Source organism: Yunchengibacter salinarum, from assembly GCF_037658235.1.
GTDB classification, from domain to species: Bacteria; Pseudomonadota; Alphaproteobacteria; order Sphingomonadales; family Kordiimonadaceae; genus Yunchengibacter; species Yunchengibacter salinarum.
This window is the reverse complement of the sequence record NZ_JBBJLN010000004.1, coordinates 153,171-170,505: the sequence shown is the minus strand read 5'-3', so window position 1 is coordinate 170,505 and position 17,335 is coordinate 153,171. Positions and strand designations below refer to the sequence as shown.

The 17,335-nt window shown below is 63.2% G+C and carries 14 protein-coding genes; 5 read left to right on the top strand and 9 right to left on the bottom strand.

The annotated features are described in order from the left end of the window. Positions 1-10 precede the first annotated feature (10 nt). Genes bamA through fabZ form a run of 3 tightly spaced genes read left to right on the top strand, consistent with a single transcriptional unit; the run spans position 11 to position 3,886 of the window. Positions 11-2,671 (top strand): outer membrane protein assembly factor BamA, encoded by a 2,661-nt coding sequence (bamA, locus tag WGH93_RS05780; protein ID WP_374763917.1) that lies wholly within the window; start codon positions 11-13, stop codon positions 2,669-2,671. Positions 2,672-2,697: 26 nt separating this feature from the next. Then, positions 2,698-3,396, top strand: a complete 699-nt coding sequence (locus WGH93_RS05775; protein ID WP_374763916.1) for an OmpH/Skp family outer membrane protein — start codon at positions 2,698-2,700, stop codon at positions 3,394-3,396. A gap of 49 nt (positions 3,397-3,445) precedes the next feature. Then, positions 3,446-3,886 carry a 3-hydroxyacyl-ACP dehydratase FabZ gene (fabZ, locus tag WGH93_RS05770; protein ID WP_374763915.1) on the top strand — a complete coding sequence of 147 codons (441 nt, stop codon included), beginning with the start codon at positions 3,446-3,448 and terminating at the stop codon, positions 3,884-3,886. 255 nt (positions 3,887-4,141) lie between these two features. Here fabZ and WGH93_RS05765 read toward each other — a convergent pair whose 3' ends face one another. Together WGH93_RS05765 and gltX are read right to left on the bottom strand one after the other, a co-directional pair. Next, positions 4,142-5,428: a citrate synthase gene (locus WGH93_RS05765; RefSeq protein ID WP_374763914.1), complete on the bottom strand. Its 1,287-nt coding sequence runs from the start codon at positions 5,426-5,428 to the stop codon at positions 4,142-4,144. A gap of 59 nt (positions 5,429-5,487) precedes the next feature. Further along, positions 5,488-6,918, bottom strand: coding sequence for a glutamate--tRNA ligase (gltX, locus tag WGH93_RS05760; RefSeq protein ID WP_374763913.1), 1,431 nt, complete (start codon positions 6,916-6,918; stop codon positions 5,488-5,490). A gap of 466 nt (positions 6,919-7,384) precedes the next feature. Here gltX and WGH93_RS05755 point away from each other — a divergent pair, with 466 nt between their 5' ends. Next, positions 7,385-9,376: a ComEC/Rec2 family competence protein gene (locus tag WGH93_RS05755; protein WP_374763912.1), complete on the top strand. Its 1,992-nt coding sequence runs from the start codon at positions 7,385-7,387 to the stop codon at positions 9,374-9,376. A gap of 56 nt (positions 9,377-9,432) precedes the next feature. On the opposite strand, the gene lexA is transcribed toward WGH93_RS05755, so the two are convergent. From lexA to WGH93_RS05725, 6 genes are all read right to left on the bottom strand, one after another. Next, positions 9,433-10,125 carry a transcriptional repressor LexA gene (gene lexA, locus WGH93_RS05750; protein WP_374763911.1) on the bottom strand — a complete coding sequence of 231 codons (693 nt, stop codon included), beginning with the start codon at positions 10,123-10,125 and terminating at the stop codon, positions 9,433-9,435. 154 nt (positions 10,126-10,279) lie between these two features. After that, positions 10,280-11,467: a molybdopterin molybdotransferase MoeA gene (locus tag WGH93_RS05745; RefSeq protein WP_374763910.1), complete on the bottom strand. Its 1,188-nt coding sequence runs from the start codon at positions 11,465-11,467 to the stop codon at positions 10,280-10,282. Beyond that, positions 11,464-11,964 (bottom strand): cyclic pyranopterin monophosphate synthase MoaC, encoded by a 501-nt coding sequence (moaC, locus tag WGH93_RS05740; protein WP_374763909.1) that lies wholly within the window; start codon positions 11,962-11,964, stop codon positions 11,464-11,466. The genes WGH93_RS05745 and moaC overlap by 4 nt, the downstream gene beginning before the upstream one ends. After that, entirely contained in the window at positions 11,961-12,779 is an 819-nt protein-coding gene (trpC, locus tag WGH93_RS05735; protein ID WP_374763908.1) for an indole-3-glycerol phosphate synthase TrpC, read from the bottom strand. The genes moaC and trpC overlap by 4 nt, the downstream gene beginning before the upstream one ends. Next, entirely contained in the window at positions 12,776-13,828 is a 1,053-nt protein-coding gene (gene trpD, locus WGH93_RS05730) for an anthranilate phosphoribosyltransferase (protein ID WP_374763907.1), read from the bottom strand. Before trpD ends, trpC begins: the two co-directional genes overlap by 4 nt. Next, entirely contained in the window at positions 13,828-14,418 is a 591-nt protein-coding gene (locus WGH93_RS05725) for an anthranilate synthase component II (protein WP_374763906.1), read from the bottom strand. The genes trpD and WGH93_RS05725 overlap by 1 nt, the downstream gene beginning before the upstream one ends. A gap of 266 nt (positions 14,419-14,684) precedes the next feature. On the opposite strand from WGH93_RS05725, the gene WGH93_RS05720 reads away from it, so the two are divergent. Further along, positions 14,685-15,776 carry a divergent polysaccharide deacetylase family protein gene (locus WGH93_RS05720; protein ID WP_374763905.1) on the top strand — a complete coding sequence of 364 codons (1,092 nt, stop codon included), beginning with the start codon at positions 14,685-14,687 and terminating at the stop codon, positions 15,774-15,776. Between the two features lie 19 nt (positions 15,777-15,795). Here WGH93_RS05720 and trpE read toward each other — a convergent pair whose 3' ends face one another. Continuing rightward, positions 15,796-17,322: an anthranilate synthase component I gene (gene trpE / locus WGH93_RS05715; RefSeq protein ID WP_374764037.1), complete on the bottom strand. Its 1,527-nt coding sequence runs from the start codon at positions 17,320-17,322 to the stop codon at positions 15,796-15,798. Positions 17,323-17,335 lie beyond the last annotated feature (13 nt).

The following is a 17,335-nucleotide window of genomic DNA, read 5'->3' as shown; positions in this document are numbered from 1 at the left end:
GTTGCGTCTTATGCCAGTATCCTTTTTTTGGTCGCTTTTCCGCGAACTGACTGTCTCTGCGCTTCTGGCTCTCGCCCTGGTGGCGGGGCTGGCGGGCGCGGGGATCAGCAAGCCCGCTTTCGGGCAGGCACAGGTTCCGGGGCAACAGCCTCCGGTGCAACAGCGCCAGTTGCCCACCATCCAGCAGATCAACGTGGTGGGTACCGAACGGATCGAGCCTGCCACCATCGCGTCATATCTGACCGTGCGCGCGGGGGACCCGTTCAACCCTGAAAAGCTGGACCAGAGCTTGAAGAATCTGGTGGCCACGGGCCTGTTCTCGGATGTGGAACTGATCGAAAACAACGGCGCGCTGGTGGTGCGGGTGGTGGAAAACCCCATCATCAACCGGGTGATCTTCGAAGGGAACGATCGCCTGGACCGTGACGAGTTGATGGAAGAAGTGCGGCTGCGCCCGCGCATGGTCTTTACCCGCGCCAAGGTGCGCGCCGATGTGAGCCGGATGCTGAACCTGTACCGCACGTCTGGCCGGTTCGCCGCCATTATCGAGCCCAAGGTGGTGCAGCAGGCCCAGAACCGGGTGGATGTGGTTTTCGAGATTCAGGAAGGGCCGGAGACCAAGGTTTCCAAGATCAATTTCATTGGCAATAAAAAATACAGTGACGGCGATCTGCGTGATGTTCTTGCCACCAAGGAATCCCGCTGGTGGAAGTTTTTCACCTCCAATGACACCTTCGACCCGGACAGGCTGGCCTATGACCAGCAGGTGCTGCGCCAATTCTATCTGAATGAGGGCTATGCCGATTTCAGGGTGATTTCGGCGGTTTCCGAACTGACACCGGATCGGGAGGATTTCTTCATCACCTTTACGGTGGAAGAGGGCGAAATATACGAATTCGGCAAGCTGGAGGTGGAAAGCGAAATCAGGGACGTGGAAGGAAAGGCTTTCCGCAATTTCCTGCGTATGCGCGAAGGCATGACCTATAATGCCGAAGCGATCGAGCAGACGGTGGAATCCCTGACCAATGCCGCAGGGCTTCTGGGGTATGCCTTTGTTGACGTGCGCCCGCAAATCCGCCGGGAACGGGACAGCCGCAAGATCAATATCACCTTTTTGATCGAGAACGCCCCGCGCGTTTACGTGGAGCGGATCAATATTGCCGGCAATGTGCGCACGCTGGATCGGGTCATTCGCCGGGAATTCCGGCTTCAGGAAGGGGACGCCTTCAACTCGGCGCTGGTGCGGCGCTCGGAAAACCGCCTCAATCGTCTGAACTTCTTCCGCGAGGTGGAGATCGAGCAGAGCCGCGGTTCCGCCCCGGATCGCATGGTGATCGATGTTAAGGTGGAGGAGCAGAGCACCGGCCAGCTCAATATCGGGGCAGGGTTCTCAAGCCTGGAAAACTTCATTTTCGACTTTAATATCAGTCAGGAAAACCTTCTGGGTAAGGGGCAATCCCTGCGACTGGGTCTTCGCCTTTCCGGGACCACGCAGCAGATCGACCTGGGCTTCACCGAACCCTATTTCATGGGGCGGGCTGTTTCCGCGGGCTTCAACATCTTTGCCAACCGTACGGACGCCACCCGCTTTGGCGGCAATTTCTCCATCATTCAGGAACAGGAAGCGCTGGGTGCCTCCATCCGGCTTGGCTTTGCCCTGACCGAGTTCTGGAGCCTGTCCACGCGCTATACGGTGCGCAGCGACCGGACGGACGCCAATGAAAGTCTGTTGCTCAATACGTTCAACAACTTTCTTAACAATATTCGGCCCGGAGAAGACGCCACCGAGGAAGAACGGCAGGAAGCCCTGGAGCGGTTTGATCTGAACGGTGATGGCGAAATCAATGAATTTGATTTCGATACCAATAATAATGGTGTTCTGGATACATCAGAACTGGCCGTCGGGTCTGGCTTTTCGGCGCTCACTTTCCAGAACACCCTGCAATCCATTGTGGGCTATACGATTGGGTTCGACACCCGCAACAGCATCATTCGCCCGACGCGGGGCAAGTCCTTCTTCTTCAGCCAGGATATTGCTGGTGTAGGGGGCGATGTGCGATATGTGCGCAGCCGCGTGAATTATGACAGCTATTACAGCCCCTTCTCAGGCTGGACTTTCCGCCTTGGTGGTGAGGCTGGCTTTATTGACGGCCTGGACCAGGAAGTACGGGTAACCGACCGCTTCTTCATCGGCGGCCCCCGTATGCGCGGGTTCGACAATGCGGGCATCGGCCCCGGCACCTTTACCGTAGGGCAGGAGCAATCCAGCCCGCAGGGTGGTCGAGCCTTCTATATCGGGCGGGCGGAATTGTTCTTCCCACTGGGTGAAGGCGCCCTGGAAATGGGCATCAATTCCAGCGTGTTCATTGATGTGGGGTCGCTCTGGAAGGCGAACGACGACTTCTTGGCCGAGTGCCAGTTCACCCAGGCCGAGCATCAGGACTTTCTGGACGCGGTCAATGCCAATGACCCGGATGTGGAAATTCCGACCCTTGCCGGTCCCCAGACCTGTCTGGCCGGCAATACGCCTTCGCCGCGTGCAGCCGTGGGCATCGGCTTTAGCTGGCAATCGCCCTTCGGCCCGTTCCGTATCGACCTGACCAAGCCGCTTGCCAGCAAGCTGGGTGATGAGACCCAGACCTTGCAATTCAATGTGGGAACGGCATTCTGATTTTCCGCAAACACAAGGACGAGACCATGACTTCAACTGTATCAACCCTCCTTCGCCTGGTGGCGCCGGTGTTTATGGTCGGCGCGCTGGTCATTTCGAGCGGTGCGCAGGCCGAAGACATCCTGATCGTGGACAATGCCCGCGTGGAGCAGGAAGCGGCGCCCTATCAGGACTTCAACCTGCAAACCAATGAGATTCGCCAACAGATCATGCAGTTGCGACAGCTCACCAGTCGGGGCGGTCGCATGGAACAACGCATGGCCGACCTGGAAAAAAGCACGTCCGACGAGATTGAAGACCTGCAAAAGCGCAAAGCCCTGATCGGTGACCAGAAATTCGCCGAAGAGCGCAAAAAGGTTGAACAGCAGTATTCCCAGCAGATTCAGCAGTTGCGCCAGCAATATGGCCAGGCTCAACAGACCTTGCGCGTGCTGGAAATGACCTTTGACCGCTTGCGCCAGGATGCCATGGTTCAGGTGGAACGGGCGCGCCAGCCGGTGATCCGCGCTCTCCTGAAAGAGCATGACGCGCGTGTTATCCTGCCCAAGCGGGTAGTGCTGGGCAATGCGTCGGGGATGGATGTGACCACTGAATTCATCGAGCGGCTGAACGAACAACTGCCGTCGGTGGATGTGGACGTGCCGGACCTGTCCCAGGCGGCGCAGCAGTCCCCCGAAGACGCAGCGGAAGCGCTTGAGGAAGTAGAATCCGGCGGCGGAAACTGATAATCACCGGGGCGCCCGTCTGGGCGCCCCGGCCTTTGAGGAGTGCGTGATGGCTGACGTGATCAGCATTGACCGGATCAAGGAGCTTATCCCTCATCGTTATCCGTTCCTGCTCGTTGACCGCATTGAGGTGAGCGAACGGGGCCAGTTTTGTGTGGGGATCAAGAATGTTACCGCGAACGAGCCTTTTTTTCCGGGCCACTTCCCGGAAAAACCGGTCATGCCTGGGGTCTTGATCCTGGAGGCCATGGCCCAGACGGCTGGTGCGCTGGCAATCGATTTCCTTGGGCCCGATGCGGAAGGCAAGCTGCTTTATTTCATGGGCATTGACGGTGCGAAGTTCCGTCGCATGGTGGAGCCGGGGGACCAGATCCGCATGGAATTGACCCGCACCCGCGGCGGCGGTGCCGTATGGCGCTTTGACGGCGTGGCCAAGGTTGGTGACGATGTGGCCGCGGAAGCCAAGCTCACCGCCATGCTGGAGCGCTGATCACGCAGCTTCTCGGCGATCTGATCTTTTTAACAATATCTGGAAAGCCCCGATGTGCGCATCGGGGCTTTTTTGTGGTCCGCCATAATGACGGAGACGTTCTGGCCCCGGCCAGTCCCAAGCGCGGCCCTCGGCGTCTTATGGGCGGGTGATCGCTAACCCCATGAAAAAGCCGCCACCCCGATTGCCCGGAATGGCGGCTTTTGATTTCAGGCTTTGCCCGTGCCTGTCGGGCAGTTGCGGTTTTCTTACCCCTTACCGTTCGGAGAGAGGCAGATAATCCCGCTTGGTGGGGCCGGTATAAAGCTGACGCGGGCGCCCGATCCGCTGGCCCGGATCTTCCACCATTTCCTTCCACTGGGCAATCCAGCCCGCGGTGCGCGCCAGAGCGAACAGAACGGTGAACATGGTGGTGGGGAAGCCCATGGCCTTCAGGATGATGCCGGAATAGAAATCCACATTGGGATAAAGCTTCTTCTTGATGAAATATTCATCTTCAAGCGCAATCTTTTCCAGTTCCATCGCCACGTCAAAGAGCGGGTCCTGTACGCCCAGCTCTTTCAGAACTTCGTGTGCGGTTTCCCGCATGACCGTGGCGCGGGGGTCGAAGTTCTTGTAAACGCGGTGGCCGAAGCCCATCAGACGGAAGGGATCGTTCTTGTCCTTGGCCCGTGCGATATATTCCGGGATCTGTTCGACGGAGCCGATTTCCTCCAGCATGTTTAGGCAGGCTTCGTTGGCACCGCCATGTGCCGGCCCCCACAGGCAGGCGATACCGGCTGCGATACAGGCAAAGGGATTGGCCCCGCTTGAGCCCGCCAGCCGCACCGTGGATGTGGAGGCGTTCTGCTCATGATCGGCGTGCAGAATGAAAATCAGGTCCATGGCCCGCTCAAGCGTGGGGCTGACCTTGTATTCTTCCGCTGGCACGGAGAACATCATGTGCAGGAAATTGGCGGAATAGCTCAGATCATTGCGCGGATACACAAAGGGCTGGCCGATGGAATACTTATAGGCCATGGCCGCAATGGTCGGGATCTTGGCGATCAGGCGATAGCTTGCCACCATGCGCTGGTGCGGATCGGAAATATCCGTGCTGTCATGATAGAAGGCGGCCAGCGCCCCCACGACGCCCACCATGATTGCCATGGGGTGGGCATCCCGCCGGAACCCGTTGAAGAAGGTCTTGAGCTGTTCATGGATCATCGTGTGATAGGTGATGTCCTGAACGAACTTGTCCATTTCTTCCTGATTCGGCAGCTCGCCATAGAGCAATACATAGCAGACTTCCATGAAGTCGCTATTGCGGGCCAGTTGGTCGATCGGGTAGCCGCGATGCAGCAGTTCGCCCTTTTCACCATCGATATAGGTGATGCGGGATTCACAGCTTGCGGTGGAGGCATAGCCCGGATCGAAGGTGAAGGCACCCGTCTGCGCATAGAGTTTGCGCACATCGATCACATCCGGTCCATCCGATCCCTTCAGGATCGGCAGTTCGGCTTCAAGCCCCTCGCCGGACAGTTTGACGGTTTTGTCACTCATGCTCCCTCACTCCTTCATTTTCGGGCCGCCACCAAAGCCGGGCGACCGGTTTTCTTCTGTCATGCAGTCGATTTAAGGCGTTCGAGCTGATCGTCCAGACGACCTAACGTCTCATCGCGACCCAGAATCGCCAAAGTTTCGGCCAGGTCCCCCGATGGCCGCCCCCCGGTCACAGCCATTCGCACCGGCGGCATCAGCTTGCCCGGTTTCAGGTTCTGCGCTGCGGCAGCTTCCATCAGGGCGTCTTTGACGGTCGCTGCCGTCCAGTCAGGGTCTTCAGCCAAGGCATCGCGGGCGGCGTGCAAAGGCGTCGAACCGGCCTTGTTCACCATGCCCGCGGCCTTGTCCGTCAAATCCAGCGGGCGAATATCGCAAAACAGGGCCGCGCTTTCCGCCAGATCGGTCAATCGTCGCGCCCGATCCGTCAGGTCCGCCATTGCGGCAATGATGCGCTCCTTCTCGGTATCACTGGGCTGGCGGCCAATAACGTCCACAAGAAAGGGGACAAGCGCCGTGACCAGTGAATCCGGGGAGCGGGATCGCATATAATGCCGGTTCAGATAATCCAGCTTGTCGAAATCGAACCTGGCGGCACCCTTGCCGATCGCGTCTAGATCGAACCAGGCGATGGCCTGATCCTGCGAAATGATTTCCGCGTCTCCGTGGCTCCAGCCAAGGCGCAGCAGATAATTGTTCATGGCCTCCGGCAGATAGCCCATCTCCCGGTACGCCTCCACGCCCAGCGCGCCGTGGCGCTTGGACAGTTTTTTGCCGTCCGGCCCATGAATCAGTGGAATATGGGCGAAAGCCGGCTCCGGCCAGCCCAGGGCGTGGAAAATCTGCACCTGCCGGAACGTGTTGTTCAGGTGATCATCACCCCGGATCACATGGGTCACGCCCATGTCATGGTCGTCCACCACAACGGACAGCATGTAAGTGGGGCTGCCGTCGGAACGTAGGATCACCAGGTCTTCAAGCTCGCTGTTGGCGACCGTCACCGCCCCCTGAACCCGGTCTTCAACGCGGGTTTCGCCGTCCCGCGGCATGGCCATGCGGATCACGGGTGTCACGCCTTCGGGGGCGTCTGCCGGATCGCGGTCCCGCCACAGGTCGCCCAGAAAACGGCGCCCTTCCGCCTTGGCCGCTTCCCGTGCGGCATCCAGTTCTTCCCGGCTGGCATAGCAGCGATAGGCCATGCCCGCGGCGAGTAATTCTTCCGCCACAGCCCGGTGCCGGTCGGCCCGGCTCGCCTGGCTGATGCTGTCGCCGTCCCAGTCCAGCCCCAGCCATGTCATGCCGTCCAGAATGGCTTGTGTGGCCGCATCGGTGGAGCGCGCCTGATCCGTGTCCTCGACCCGCAGATGGAACCGGCCACCATGGTGCCGGGCATAGAGCCAGTTATACAGCGCCGTCCGCGCCCCTCCAATATGGAGAAACCCCGTGGGGGAGGGGGCAAATCGTGTCACCACCGGCGTTGAAGAGTCATTCATCCTGTTGGTAAGCCCTTGTGTTTTCAATGAAATAGAGGGCGATTCGCGGAACGACACCGGATTGGCCCAGAAAAACTTGGGCGCTATCTAGCATATTGCGCGGCGCAACACAAACAAGGCGTCGGGGGCTTGAAAACACACACTTTCAAAATCACCCGTTTCGATTGTAGTCTCGACCTCTTTGAAAGGGATTCGGGTTTGTGGATCTGCCGTGTGCCGGGATGGCGGGCCTTTATACCCCACGGAGTCGCGGCGCGTGCACAGTGGATGGAGCAGGGTGGGGGCAGCAGGGCGGCCCGGCGGGCACACCGCCGGATGGCGCCGCCTGCCCGGTCTGATCACCCATTTTCTCACACGTATCGCCGCCGCGCCTCTCGTTCCGCACCCTGACTGGCGGGTTATCGGGGCGGCGGGCGGCGCGATAGCGGGGGCGGCCTTTTATTTCGCGCTGCCGTGGGAGCCCCCTGTGGCGCTAACTGGGCTGGTGCTGCTTGCCTTGATGAGCATGGCCGTGCTGGCGTGGCGGCCCGCGGGGGCATGGCGCGTGGTGTCCGGTGGGCTGTGGGCGTTTGCGCTGGGGGCCGGCCTTGCCTTTGTCGCCGCCCGCACCTTGCCTCAGGTGGCCTGGCAGGGGGCGGAACAGTTCGTTCGGGTGCGCGGAACGGTTACCGCGCTCGAACATTTGTCTGGCGGGCCGGCGCGACTGACCGTTCAGGCGGATCGCCTGGTGGGCTTCTCCGGTTCGGGGCAACCGCGCGCCCTGCGCCTGACGGTGCGCACCCGGATGCCGGCTCGTCTATCCGTGGGGGATCGGGTGGGCGTGCAGGCGGTGATACGCCCGCCCGGCGCGGCCAGCCATCCCGGCGGTCTGGATTTCGCCCGCCATCTTGCCTTTGACGGGGTGCAGGCGGTGGGTTTTGCTGTCAGCGACCCGGATCGCCTGCCGCCGCGCGGTGCGGCGCCCGGACAGGTGGCCCCCGCGCCAACGGGCGGCCTGGCCGACCTGCGCCGACAATTGGCGTTGACGCTTCGGGATACGCTGCCGTCGCGCTCCGGCGCTCTGGCGGCCGCTTTCATGCTGGGCGACCGAAGCGGCCTTGATGACGAAACCCGCGCTGCCATGCGCGATGCGGGGCTGGCGCACCTTCTGGCCATTTCCGGGCTGCATATGGGGCTTTTGACCGGTCTGGTGTTTTTCCTGGCCGAATTTATGATCGCGCTCGCCCCGCCGCTGGCGCTTCGATGGGCGCCCCGAAAACCCGCGGCGGTGGTCGCCTGGCTGGCGGGGCTGGGCTATCTGCTGTTGTCCGGCGGCAGCACGGCCACGGTGCGGGCCTTCATCATGGTCAGCGTGGCCTTTCTCGCCGTTTTGCTGGACCGGCGGGTAATATCGCTGCGTTCGGTGGCGCTTGCCGCTCTGGCACTGGTGATATGGTCGCCCTGGGTGGTGACCACAGCGGCCTTTCAGATGTCTTTCGCCGCCACGGCCGGCCTGGTGGCGGTGTATGAACATATCCGCCCCACGGGCGGAACGGCGGTTGGCCCGATCAGCCGGGTCGCCCGCTTTTTCCTGGGTGTGCTTGCCACCACGCTGATCGCGCAACTGGCGGTGCTGCCGGTGGTGCTGGCTCAGTTTCAGGCGGTCTCTCTGGTGGCGGTTCTGGCCAATCTCGTGGCGGTGCCGCTGATGAGCCTGGCGGTGATGCCGCTTGCCCTTGTTCAAATGGCCGTATTGTGGGCCGGGCCTCCGGGTCTTGTGACCCCGCTGTTCGGCACCGTGCTTGATCTGCTGCTCCTTACGGCGGAGCAGATGGCAGCCATGCCCTGGGCCGTGTGGCGGGTACCGCAGCCACCCGGCTGGTTCCTGCCGCTGATGGCCGGCCTTGCGGTGGCTGTCTTGATGGCGCGGGATCGTCGAATCCGGGTCATGGCGGGCGCGGCGGGGCTGACAGCGACCATGCTTGCCGTGACAGCGGCGCCCCCATCGGAAATTCGTGTTACGCCTGCCGCCACGGCGGTGGCCAGCAAGAAGCCGGACGCCCCTTTCCGCCTGACGGCGCGCCAATATGGCAGCCTGCTGGTGAATGCCTGGCGGCAAAGCTGGGGTGTTTCCCGGAACAGCTCCCGGCAATATCTGGCGCAGCCGGACTGTGCGGCGGGGCTTTGCCTCTATGGCCCTCATCTTGGCCTGACTCTCGCCCGAACCGAGCGCCCGGAGCAGGTAAAACATGCCTGCGCCGCCGGTCATTTCACCATAGCCCCGGCCCGCTTGGCCGAAGCCTGCGCACCGCCGGGGCAGTTTCTGGCGCGGGAAACGCTGGCCCGGCGCGGCCCGTTGCGGCTGGTGCCACGGCATCAGGCAGGGTATCAGGCGGGGCAGGTGCGATATGAGCGACATTTCAGCCGGGGCGGGCCCGCGCCGCGCCCATGGGAGCCCGTGATCCGGCCAGCCCCCTGAGTTCGAGGGTATTTCGGCACCCTTACCACTGGCCGCCCATGATGGCACCGGGGTTCCTAATGATAACGCCGCATCAGCCCCCGCAGGCGACCCTGCACATGCACCCGATCCGCTTCCAGAATCTGGGTATCGAAAGCGCGATTGGCGGGGATCAGGGCCACATGCCGGCCCTGGCGCTTCAGGGTTTTCAGTGTGGCTTCCTCCCCGTCTACCAGGGCGACGACCACCGTGCCATCCGGGGCCGTGTCGCATTTTTCGATGATCACCGTATCGCCGTCCAGAATGCCCATTTCCACCATGGAATCCCCGGATACATCCAGCGCGTAACACGGGCTTCGCCCCACCATGCCCTGTGGCACGCTCAGTTGGCTGTCGGGGTTTTCCAGGGCCTCGATCGGCGTGCCCGCCGCGATGCGGCCATGCAGGGGAATATTCACCATGCCGTCATTGGCAGCCTTGCCGGTGACGGGGGCGTCGGTGGGAATTGCCACTGACGGGGAGGACGTCACCGGCTCCGTGCCGGTGGGGTTTCGGCTGTCCGGCAGGTGCAGCACTTCCAGCGCCCGCGCCCGGTTGGGCAGCCGACGGATGAAGCCGCGCTCCTCAAGCGCCTTGATCAGACGGTGCACCCCTGACTTGGACTTGAGCCCCAATGCATCCTTCATCTCGTCAAAGGATGGGGAGACCCCTTTTTCCGACAGACGGCGATGAATGAACATCAATAGCTGGTGTTGCTTGCTGGTGAGCATTGGCCACCCCTTATTTCCGGCAATTCGGCCCGCACAGGCAGGGAGCGCCCATGAATGACCGTTTATGTTTATCCTATGTTCTCTTTTAGTTCAGGTTTGCCCGCAACACAAGGGGAGAGCGATATTTTTCGCGCGTGCCTGCGGCGGCGCCGTTTCAAAGGGGCAGGAAGGGAACCGGATCACCTGTTTCCACGGCGGGCGCCCCGGCGGGCCGGTGCAGCAGGCCATGCGCCTGTGCCAGCACGCTTAGCAGGCTGCTGTCCTGATTGCCGAGAGGCGCCACCTTGCGGCTACCGGGTTCGCCCACCAGTTCTGCGCGTATGAAATGATCGCGCGGGCCATTGGCGGGCAGGGCGCAGGCAACGGGCAGGTCAATGCCCTGCGGGCGCGGCGCCGGGCGTCCCATCAGCCGATCCACCAGCGGGCAGGCGAACAGCCGCGCCGTCACATAAGCGGAGACCGGATTGCCCGGCAGGCCGATCACATGCGTGCGGCCCCTGCGCCCGGTCATCACGGGTTTGCCGGGGCGCATGGCGACCCGGTGTTGATGAATTGCCACGCCCGCCTGTTCCAGTGCGCCCCGCACCAGATCATGGGTCCCCACGGATGCGCCGCCAATGGTCAGCACCAGATCCGCATGGAGCGCTTTTTCCAGGGCGGACGCGAGGGAGTCCATCCGGTCCCCCGCACGTTCAGGGGGTAAGACATGAGCGCCCAGGTCCGTGAACAGCGTGGCCAGCATGGGGGCGTTGGAATTCACGGTCTGGTGCGGGTCGGCATTCTGCCCCGCGTCAATCAGTTCGTCACCGGTTGCCAGAATGGCGACTCTCGCCTGCCGGTGCACCATCACGGGGTCATGGCCCGCCGCTGCGGCGAGGCCGATGGCTCGCGGTGTCAGATAGGTTCCTGCCTCAAGCACGGTGCCGCCCTGATGGAAGTCGATCGCCGCGCCGCGCACATGACGACCGGGGTTTGGCCCGTCGGCGAGCCGCACATGATCGCCCTCAGCTATGGCGTTTTCCTGAATCACCACCTGATCGGTTCCCGCAGGCATGGGGGCGCCCGTGAAGATGCGCATGGCGGTGCCGGGTGTGAAGGCGGGGGCCGGGCGGCCCGCGCGGCTTTCACCCGTCAGTGGCAGACGGGTTTCATCGCCGGACAGGTCGGCGCTCGCCACCGCATAGCCATCCATGGCCGACATCGGCAAGGCGGGTTGGTCCCGACGGGCGCGCAAAGGCGCCACCAGAACCCGCCCCGATGCGGCCGCCAGCGCCACCCGCTCGCTTTCCAGCGGGCGGACATCCGCCATCATGCGCTCAAAGGCGTCTTCCCACGGAATCATGGCCTGTGGGTCTCCTTCGCCCGGAAGTCGCCGGACGCACCGCCGCGTTTCTCCAGCAGGCGAACGTCGGTGATCGTCATGCCACGATCAATCGCCTTCGCCATGTCGTAAATTGTCAGCGCGGCCACGCTCGCGGCGGTCAATGCCTCCATCTCCACGCCGGTCCTGGCATCCACATGGGCCGCGGCCTCAATGCGAATTTGGTCGGGCGCCTCCGGCGTCAGATGGATGTCCACGGCGCTGAGGGGCAGGCTGTGACACAGGGGAATCAGGCTGTCCGTACGCTTGGCGGCCATGATTCCCGCCAGCCGGGCCGTGGCCAGCACATCGCCCTTTTTCAGATTGCCCGCCTGAATGGCGTCAAGCGTTTCAGGGGCCATGCGCACCACTGCCTGCGCCCGCGCCGTGCGGCGGGTGACGGCCTTGTCCCCCACATCCACCATGCGGGCCTTGCCGGTTTCATCCAGATGGGTAAGACGTGCGGGATCGTCGCTCATGCCGGGCCTTTCCTGTGCAGGGCCTTGACCGCCGCCGCAACATCCGCCTCTCGCATGAAGGTCTCCCCGATCAGGAAGCAATCCGCCCCCACAGCGCTGCACGCGGCCAGGTCCGCCGGGGTGGCGAGCCCGGATTCGGCCACCAGAATACGATCCTTCGGTGCCATCGGCGCCAGCGTGCGGGTGGTATCCAGCGAGACGGTCATGGTTTTCAGGTTGCGATTGTTGATACCCACGAGCGGGGAGCGCATTTCCAGCGCCCTGAGCATTTCCGGCGCGTCATGCACTTCGATCAGCACATCCATGCCCAGATCATGGGCGCGTGCCTCCATCTCTCGCGCGGTATGGTCCTCAAGTGCCGCAAGGATCAGCAATATGCAGTCCGCCCCCAGTGCCCGGCTTTCGACGATCTGATAGGGGTCCACCATGAAGTCCTTGCGCAGCACCGGCAGGTCGGCGGCCTCTTGCGCCTCGCCGAGATAAGCATCCGCGCCCTGAAAGTAAGGTTCGTCAGTCAGAACGGACAGGCAGCTTGCACCACCGGCCTGATAGGCTCTGGCCAGTGCCGACGGCTCGAAATCGGGCCGGATCAGCCCTTTGGACGGGCTTGCTTTCTTGATTTCGCAGATGAAGCCATAGTCGCCCTTACTGCGGGCCGTCTGAAGCGCTTTGATGAAACCGCGCGGCGGCGGCGCCTGCCTTGCGGCCTGTTCCACCGAGGTCAGGGGGCGCGCCGCCTTACGCGCGGCCACATGGCGCCTTTTCTCGGCGCAGATTTCGGCAAGGATGTCGCGGTGTTGGGTGGCGGCGCTCACGGGGTGTTTCCCTCCCTGTCTTCCGCACGGGGCTCGCCCGATGTGCGGGTAAAGGCGATCCAATGGGCAAGATGGGCCTCGGCCTGGCCATTGTCCACCACCTGTCGGGCCTGGTCCACACCGTCCCGCAGGGTAGGCGCGTGGCCGCCCACATGCAGGGCGGCGCCCGCATTCAGCAGCACGATATCCCGGAAAGCGATCCGTTCCCCGGCAAGAACGCGACGAATTGCGGTGGCGTTCGCTTCCGCGTCCCCGCCCTTGAGCGCGTCCAGTGATGTGCGCCCAAGCCCCACATCTTCCGGGGTCAGGGTGAAGCGGCGCACCGCGCCGTCGCGCATTTCGGCCACATGGGTTTCGCCGGTGGTGGTCAGCTCGTCAAGGCCGTCGCTGCCATGGACGACCCACACATGCTCGCTGCCCAGCCGGGCCAGCGTTTCCGCCATCAGGTCCAGCCAGCGGACGTTATACACCCCCAGCACCTGCCGCTTTGCCCCCGCCGGGTTGGCCAGCGGGCCAAGCACGTTGAAGATGCTGCGCAGCTTCAGGGATGCGCGCACCGGCGCCACATGGCGCATGGCACGATGATGGCTGGGCGCGAACATGAAGGTGAAGCCGAAGCGTTTCAGGCTCTCGCCGTGGCGTGCCACCGGCATTTCCAGATCGGCGCCAAGGGCCTGCAATACATCCGCCGAACCGGATCGGGAGGATACCGAACGGTTGCCATGCTTGGCCACCGGCACGCCCGCCGCGGATGCCACGAGGGCGGCGGCGGTGGAAATATTATAGGTGCCAAGGCCGTCGCCGCCGGTGCCGCATGTATCCACCACATCGGCGGGGGCGGGCACATGGTCCGCCTTTTGGCGCAGCACCCTGGCGCCGCCCACCACTTCGGGGACGGTTTCGCCGCGCAGGCGCAGCGCCATCAGAAAGGCGCCCATCTGGGCCAGGTCGGCGGTGCCGGACATGATGGTCTCGAAGGCGTCTTCCGCCTCTTCGGCGGTCAGCGTCGCGCCGTCGGCCAGTCTGGCAAGGCAGGGCACCAGACTCATCACGCGGCCTCCGGCTTGGGCAGCAGCGAGCAGAAATTCTTCAGCAGGGCATGGCCGTGTTCGCTGGCGATGCTTTCCGGGTGGAACTGGACCCCGTGAATCGGCAGCTTTTTATGTTGCAAGCCCATGATCAGGCCGTCATCGGCGCTTTCAGCCGTAATGGTCAGGCATTTGGGCAGGCTTTCCCGTGCCACCACCAGGCTGTGATACCGGGTGGCGGTAAAGGGGTTTTCCAGACCGGCAAACACGCCCTTTCCCTTGTGCCGGATCGGGCTGGTCTTGCCATGCATGACCCGATCCGCCCGCGTCACCTGGCCGCCAAAAGCCTGACCAATGGCCTGATGGCCAAGACAGACCCCCAAAAGCGGCAAGCGATGATCCGCGGCGGCGTGCACCATGTCCAGACAGATGCCGGCATGGTCGGGGTCCGAGGGGCCGGGCGACAACACCACGCCGGCGGGGCGCAGGGCCAGCGCGTCGTCCACACTGATGGCATCATTGCGAAAAACCCTGACATCCACCCCCAGTTCCTTGATGTAATGAAACAAATTATAGGTGAAGCTGTCATAATTATCGATCAGAAGGATCATGGCCGGTTCTCGCTACAGGGCGACGGGGACTGAGCGGAAAAGCACGCCTTTCCACATGACTTACCCGGCGGAGATTGCGGCTTTTGCGCCCGTTGTCAATGTTTGGGCCGGGCGATAGTGTGGGTGGTCGGGGGCGTGATGCCCCATGGTACACAATCCGGGAGGCAGGCCCCGTGGCGGGAAAGCCGGAGAAAACGCACAATAAAGGGCGACAGGCCGCGCGCCGCAAGCCTGTGTCTGCGCGCGGGCGAAAGGCGCGGGGGCAGGTGCCGACGAATGGTGCCAAGGGTTCGGCGCGGTCCCGCTGGCTGCGCTATGCCGCCATGGGATATGGCGCCGTGGTGGTGGTGATCACGGTGGGGCTGATCTATGTGATCGCCACGGACACGGTGCGGATCACGCCGGACAAGGGCAGAGCGGACGGAGTCGCGGAACAGAGAGACCCGGACACGCGCGCCATCCTTGAAGACATGCGCGGCGCCGTGCCCATTGACGGGAATGACCCGGATGCGGCTGAGATTGAGGCACCCGCGCCGCCATCGGAGCTTGAAGACGCGGCGCCACAAGCGGATCAGCCGCCCCCCTGGCGGCGGTTTCAGGCATTCTGGGACGGCGGTGACCGCCCGCGCGTGGCCGTGGTGATTGACGATCTGGGCCTGAGCACCCGCGCCGCACGGCGACTGGCCCGGATGCCGGGCCCGTATACGCTGGCTTTTCTGCCATATGCGGACGGGCTGCCCGACCAGACAGAAAAACTGGCCGCCGCGGGCCATGAACTGATGGTGCATCTGCCCATGCAGCCCAAGAGCGCGGCGGTCAATCCCGGCCCGCATGTGTTGCGCATGGGCCAGAGCGGTGCCGACTTCGACCGGGACCTGCGATGGAACCTGTCCCGCTTTGAGGGTTTTGCCGGGGTCAATAACCATATGGGCAGCCTGTTGACCGAAAATCGTGGCCGGATGGACCGCCTTATGGCCGCGTTGAAACGGCGCGGTGTCTATTTTCTGGACAGCCGCACCACGCCGGAAAGCCGGGCCCTGGATTCGGCGGATTCCCTGCACGTACCGGCGGCGACGCGGGATGTGTTTCTGGATAACCGGAAGGATGCCGCCTATATACGCGGCCAGTTGGCCAAGGCGGAGGCGATCGCCGCCGAGCATGGTCAGGCCATCGCCATCGGCCACCCCTATCCGGTGACGCTGAAAGTGCTGAATGCCTGGCGGGACGGCCTGAGTGACCGGGGATTTGTGCTGGTGCCCCTGTCCCAGGTTATTCATCACCGGATGGAAACGCGCCGATCCGACCTTGTGAACGGATCAAACGGGGCAAATGGGGCGCGCCGGGTGCCGGGGCGGTGACGGTAACGATCGGCGGGGACTAGCCCCGGTTGGACCGGGCAAAGCGCAGGGCCTCCCGTGCCGCCGCCACCAGTGCCCGCGCCTTGTTTTCACATTCCTGCTGTTCGGCGGCGGGGTCGCTATCCGCCACAATGCCGGCGCCTGCCTGTACATGCATTTTGCCATCCTTCAAAATGGCGGTGCGCAGGACAATGGCGCTGTCCATGCTGCCATTGGCGCTGAAATAGCCGACGCTGCCCGCATAGACGCCGCGTGCATTCACTTCCAGAGAGTCGATGATCTCCATGGCTTTCACCTTGGGCGCGCCGGAAACGGTGCCCGCCGGGAACCCGGCGGCGAGCGCGTCAATGGCATCGCAGCCCGCCCGCAACTGCCCCACCACATTGGAGACGATGTGCATCACATGGGAATAGTATTCGATGGTGTTGCGTGCCGTGACCCGCACGCTGCCCGGCTCGGCCACGCGGCCCACATCATTCCGGCCCAGATCCAGCAGCATCAGATGTTCGGACAGTTCCTTGGGGTCGCTCAGCAGATCCCTGGCCAGTGCCGCGTCCTCCTCCCGGTTCTGACCGCGCTTGCGGGTGCCGGCAATGGGGCGGATCGTTACTTCATTGTCCCTGAGCCGCACCAGGATTTCCGGGCTGGACCCCACAATCGCCAGATCGTCGAACGACAGGTGATACATGAAGGGCGACGGATTGAGGCGCCTCAGCGCCCGGTACAGGCTGAACGGGGGCAGGGCGAACGGCATGGTGAAGCGCTGGCTCAGCACCACCTGAAAGATATCCCCGGCCAGAATATGTTCCTGCGCCGCTTGCACCATCCGGCCATAGCGATCAGGGCCGGTATTGCTCACCGCGTCCAGCCGTGAGGGCGGCGCGGGGGAAGCGGGACCGGTGGGGATCGGCGCATCCAGCCGTTGGATCATGGTTGCGATCCGGCTCTCGGCTTCCGTGATCAGTTTTTTCGGGTCAGCGCCGGAAGCCGCGGCGCGGATCGGTGTGACCAGGGTGACTAGATTTGTCACGCTGTCAAAAACGGCCATTATGGTTGGGCGGATGAACAGGGCGTCCGGCGTGTCCAGATCGGCGGGCGGCGCCGAGCCGAGCCGCTCCATCTGCCGCACCATGTCATAGCCCATATAGCCCGCCATGCCCGCCGCCATGGGGGGCAGATGGTCCGGCAGGTCGATGCGGCTTTCCGCTTCCAGTGCGCGCAGGGCATCCAGCGGTGGTGTATCCTGCGGGGTGAAGGCGATGGCGCCGCCATCCTGCGGAACCTGTCGGCAGATTTCCGCCGATGTGCCACGCACCCGCCAGATCACGTCGGGCGCAAGGCCGATGATGGAATAGCGGCCACGGGTATCACCGCCTTCGACGGATTCGAGCAGGCAACTGAACCGCTCCCCCGCCGATAGCTTCAGATAGGCGGATACCGGCGTGTCCAGGTCCGCCACAAGCGTGCGCCACCATACCACTGGCCGGCCCGCGGCCAGGGTGTCCAGTGCATAAGCGCGATCCGGGCCACGGCCAGGTCCGTCAATGGCGGAAGTGGAG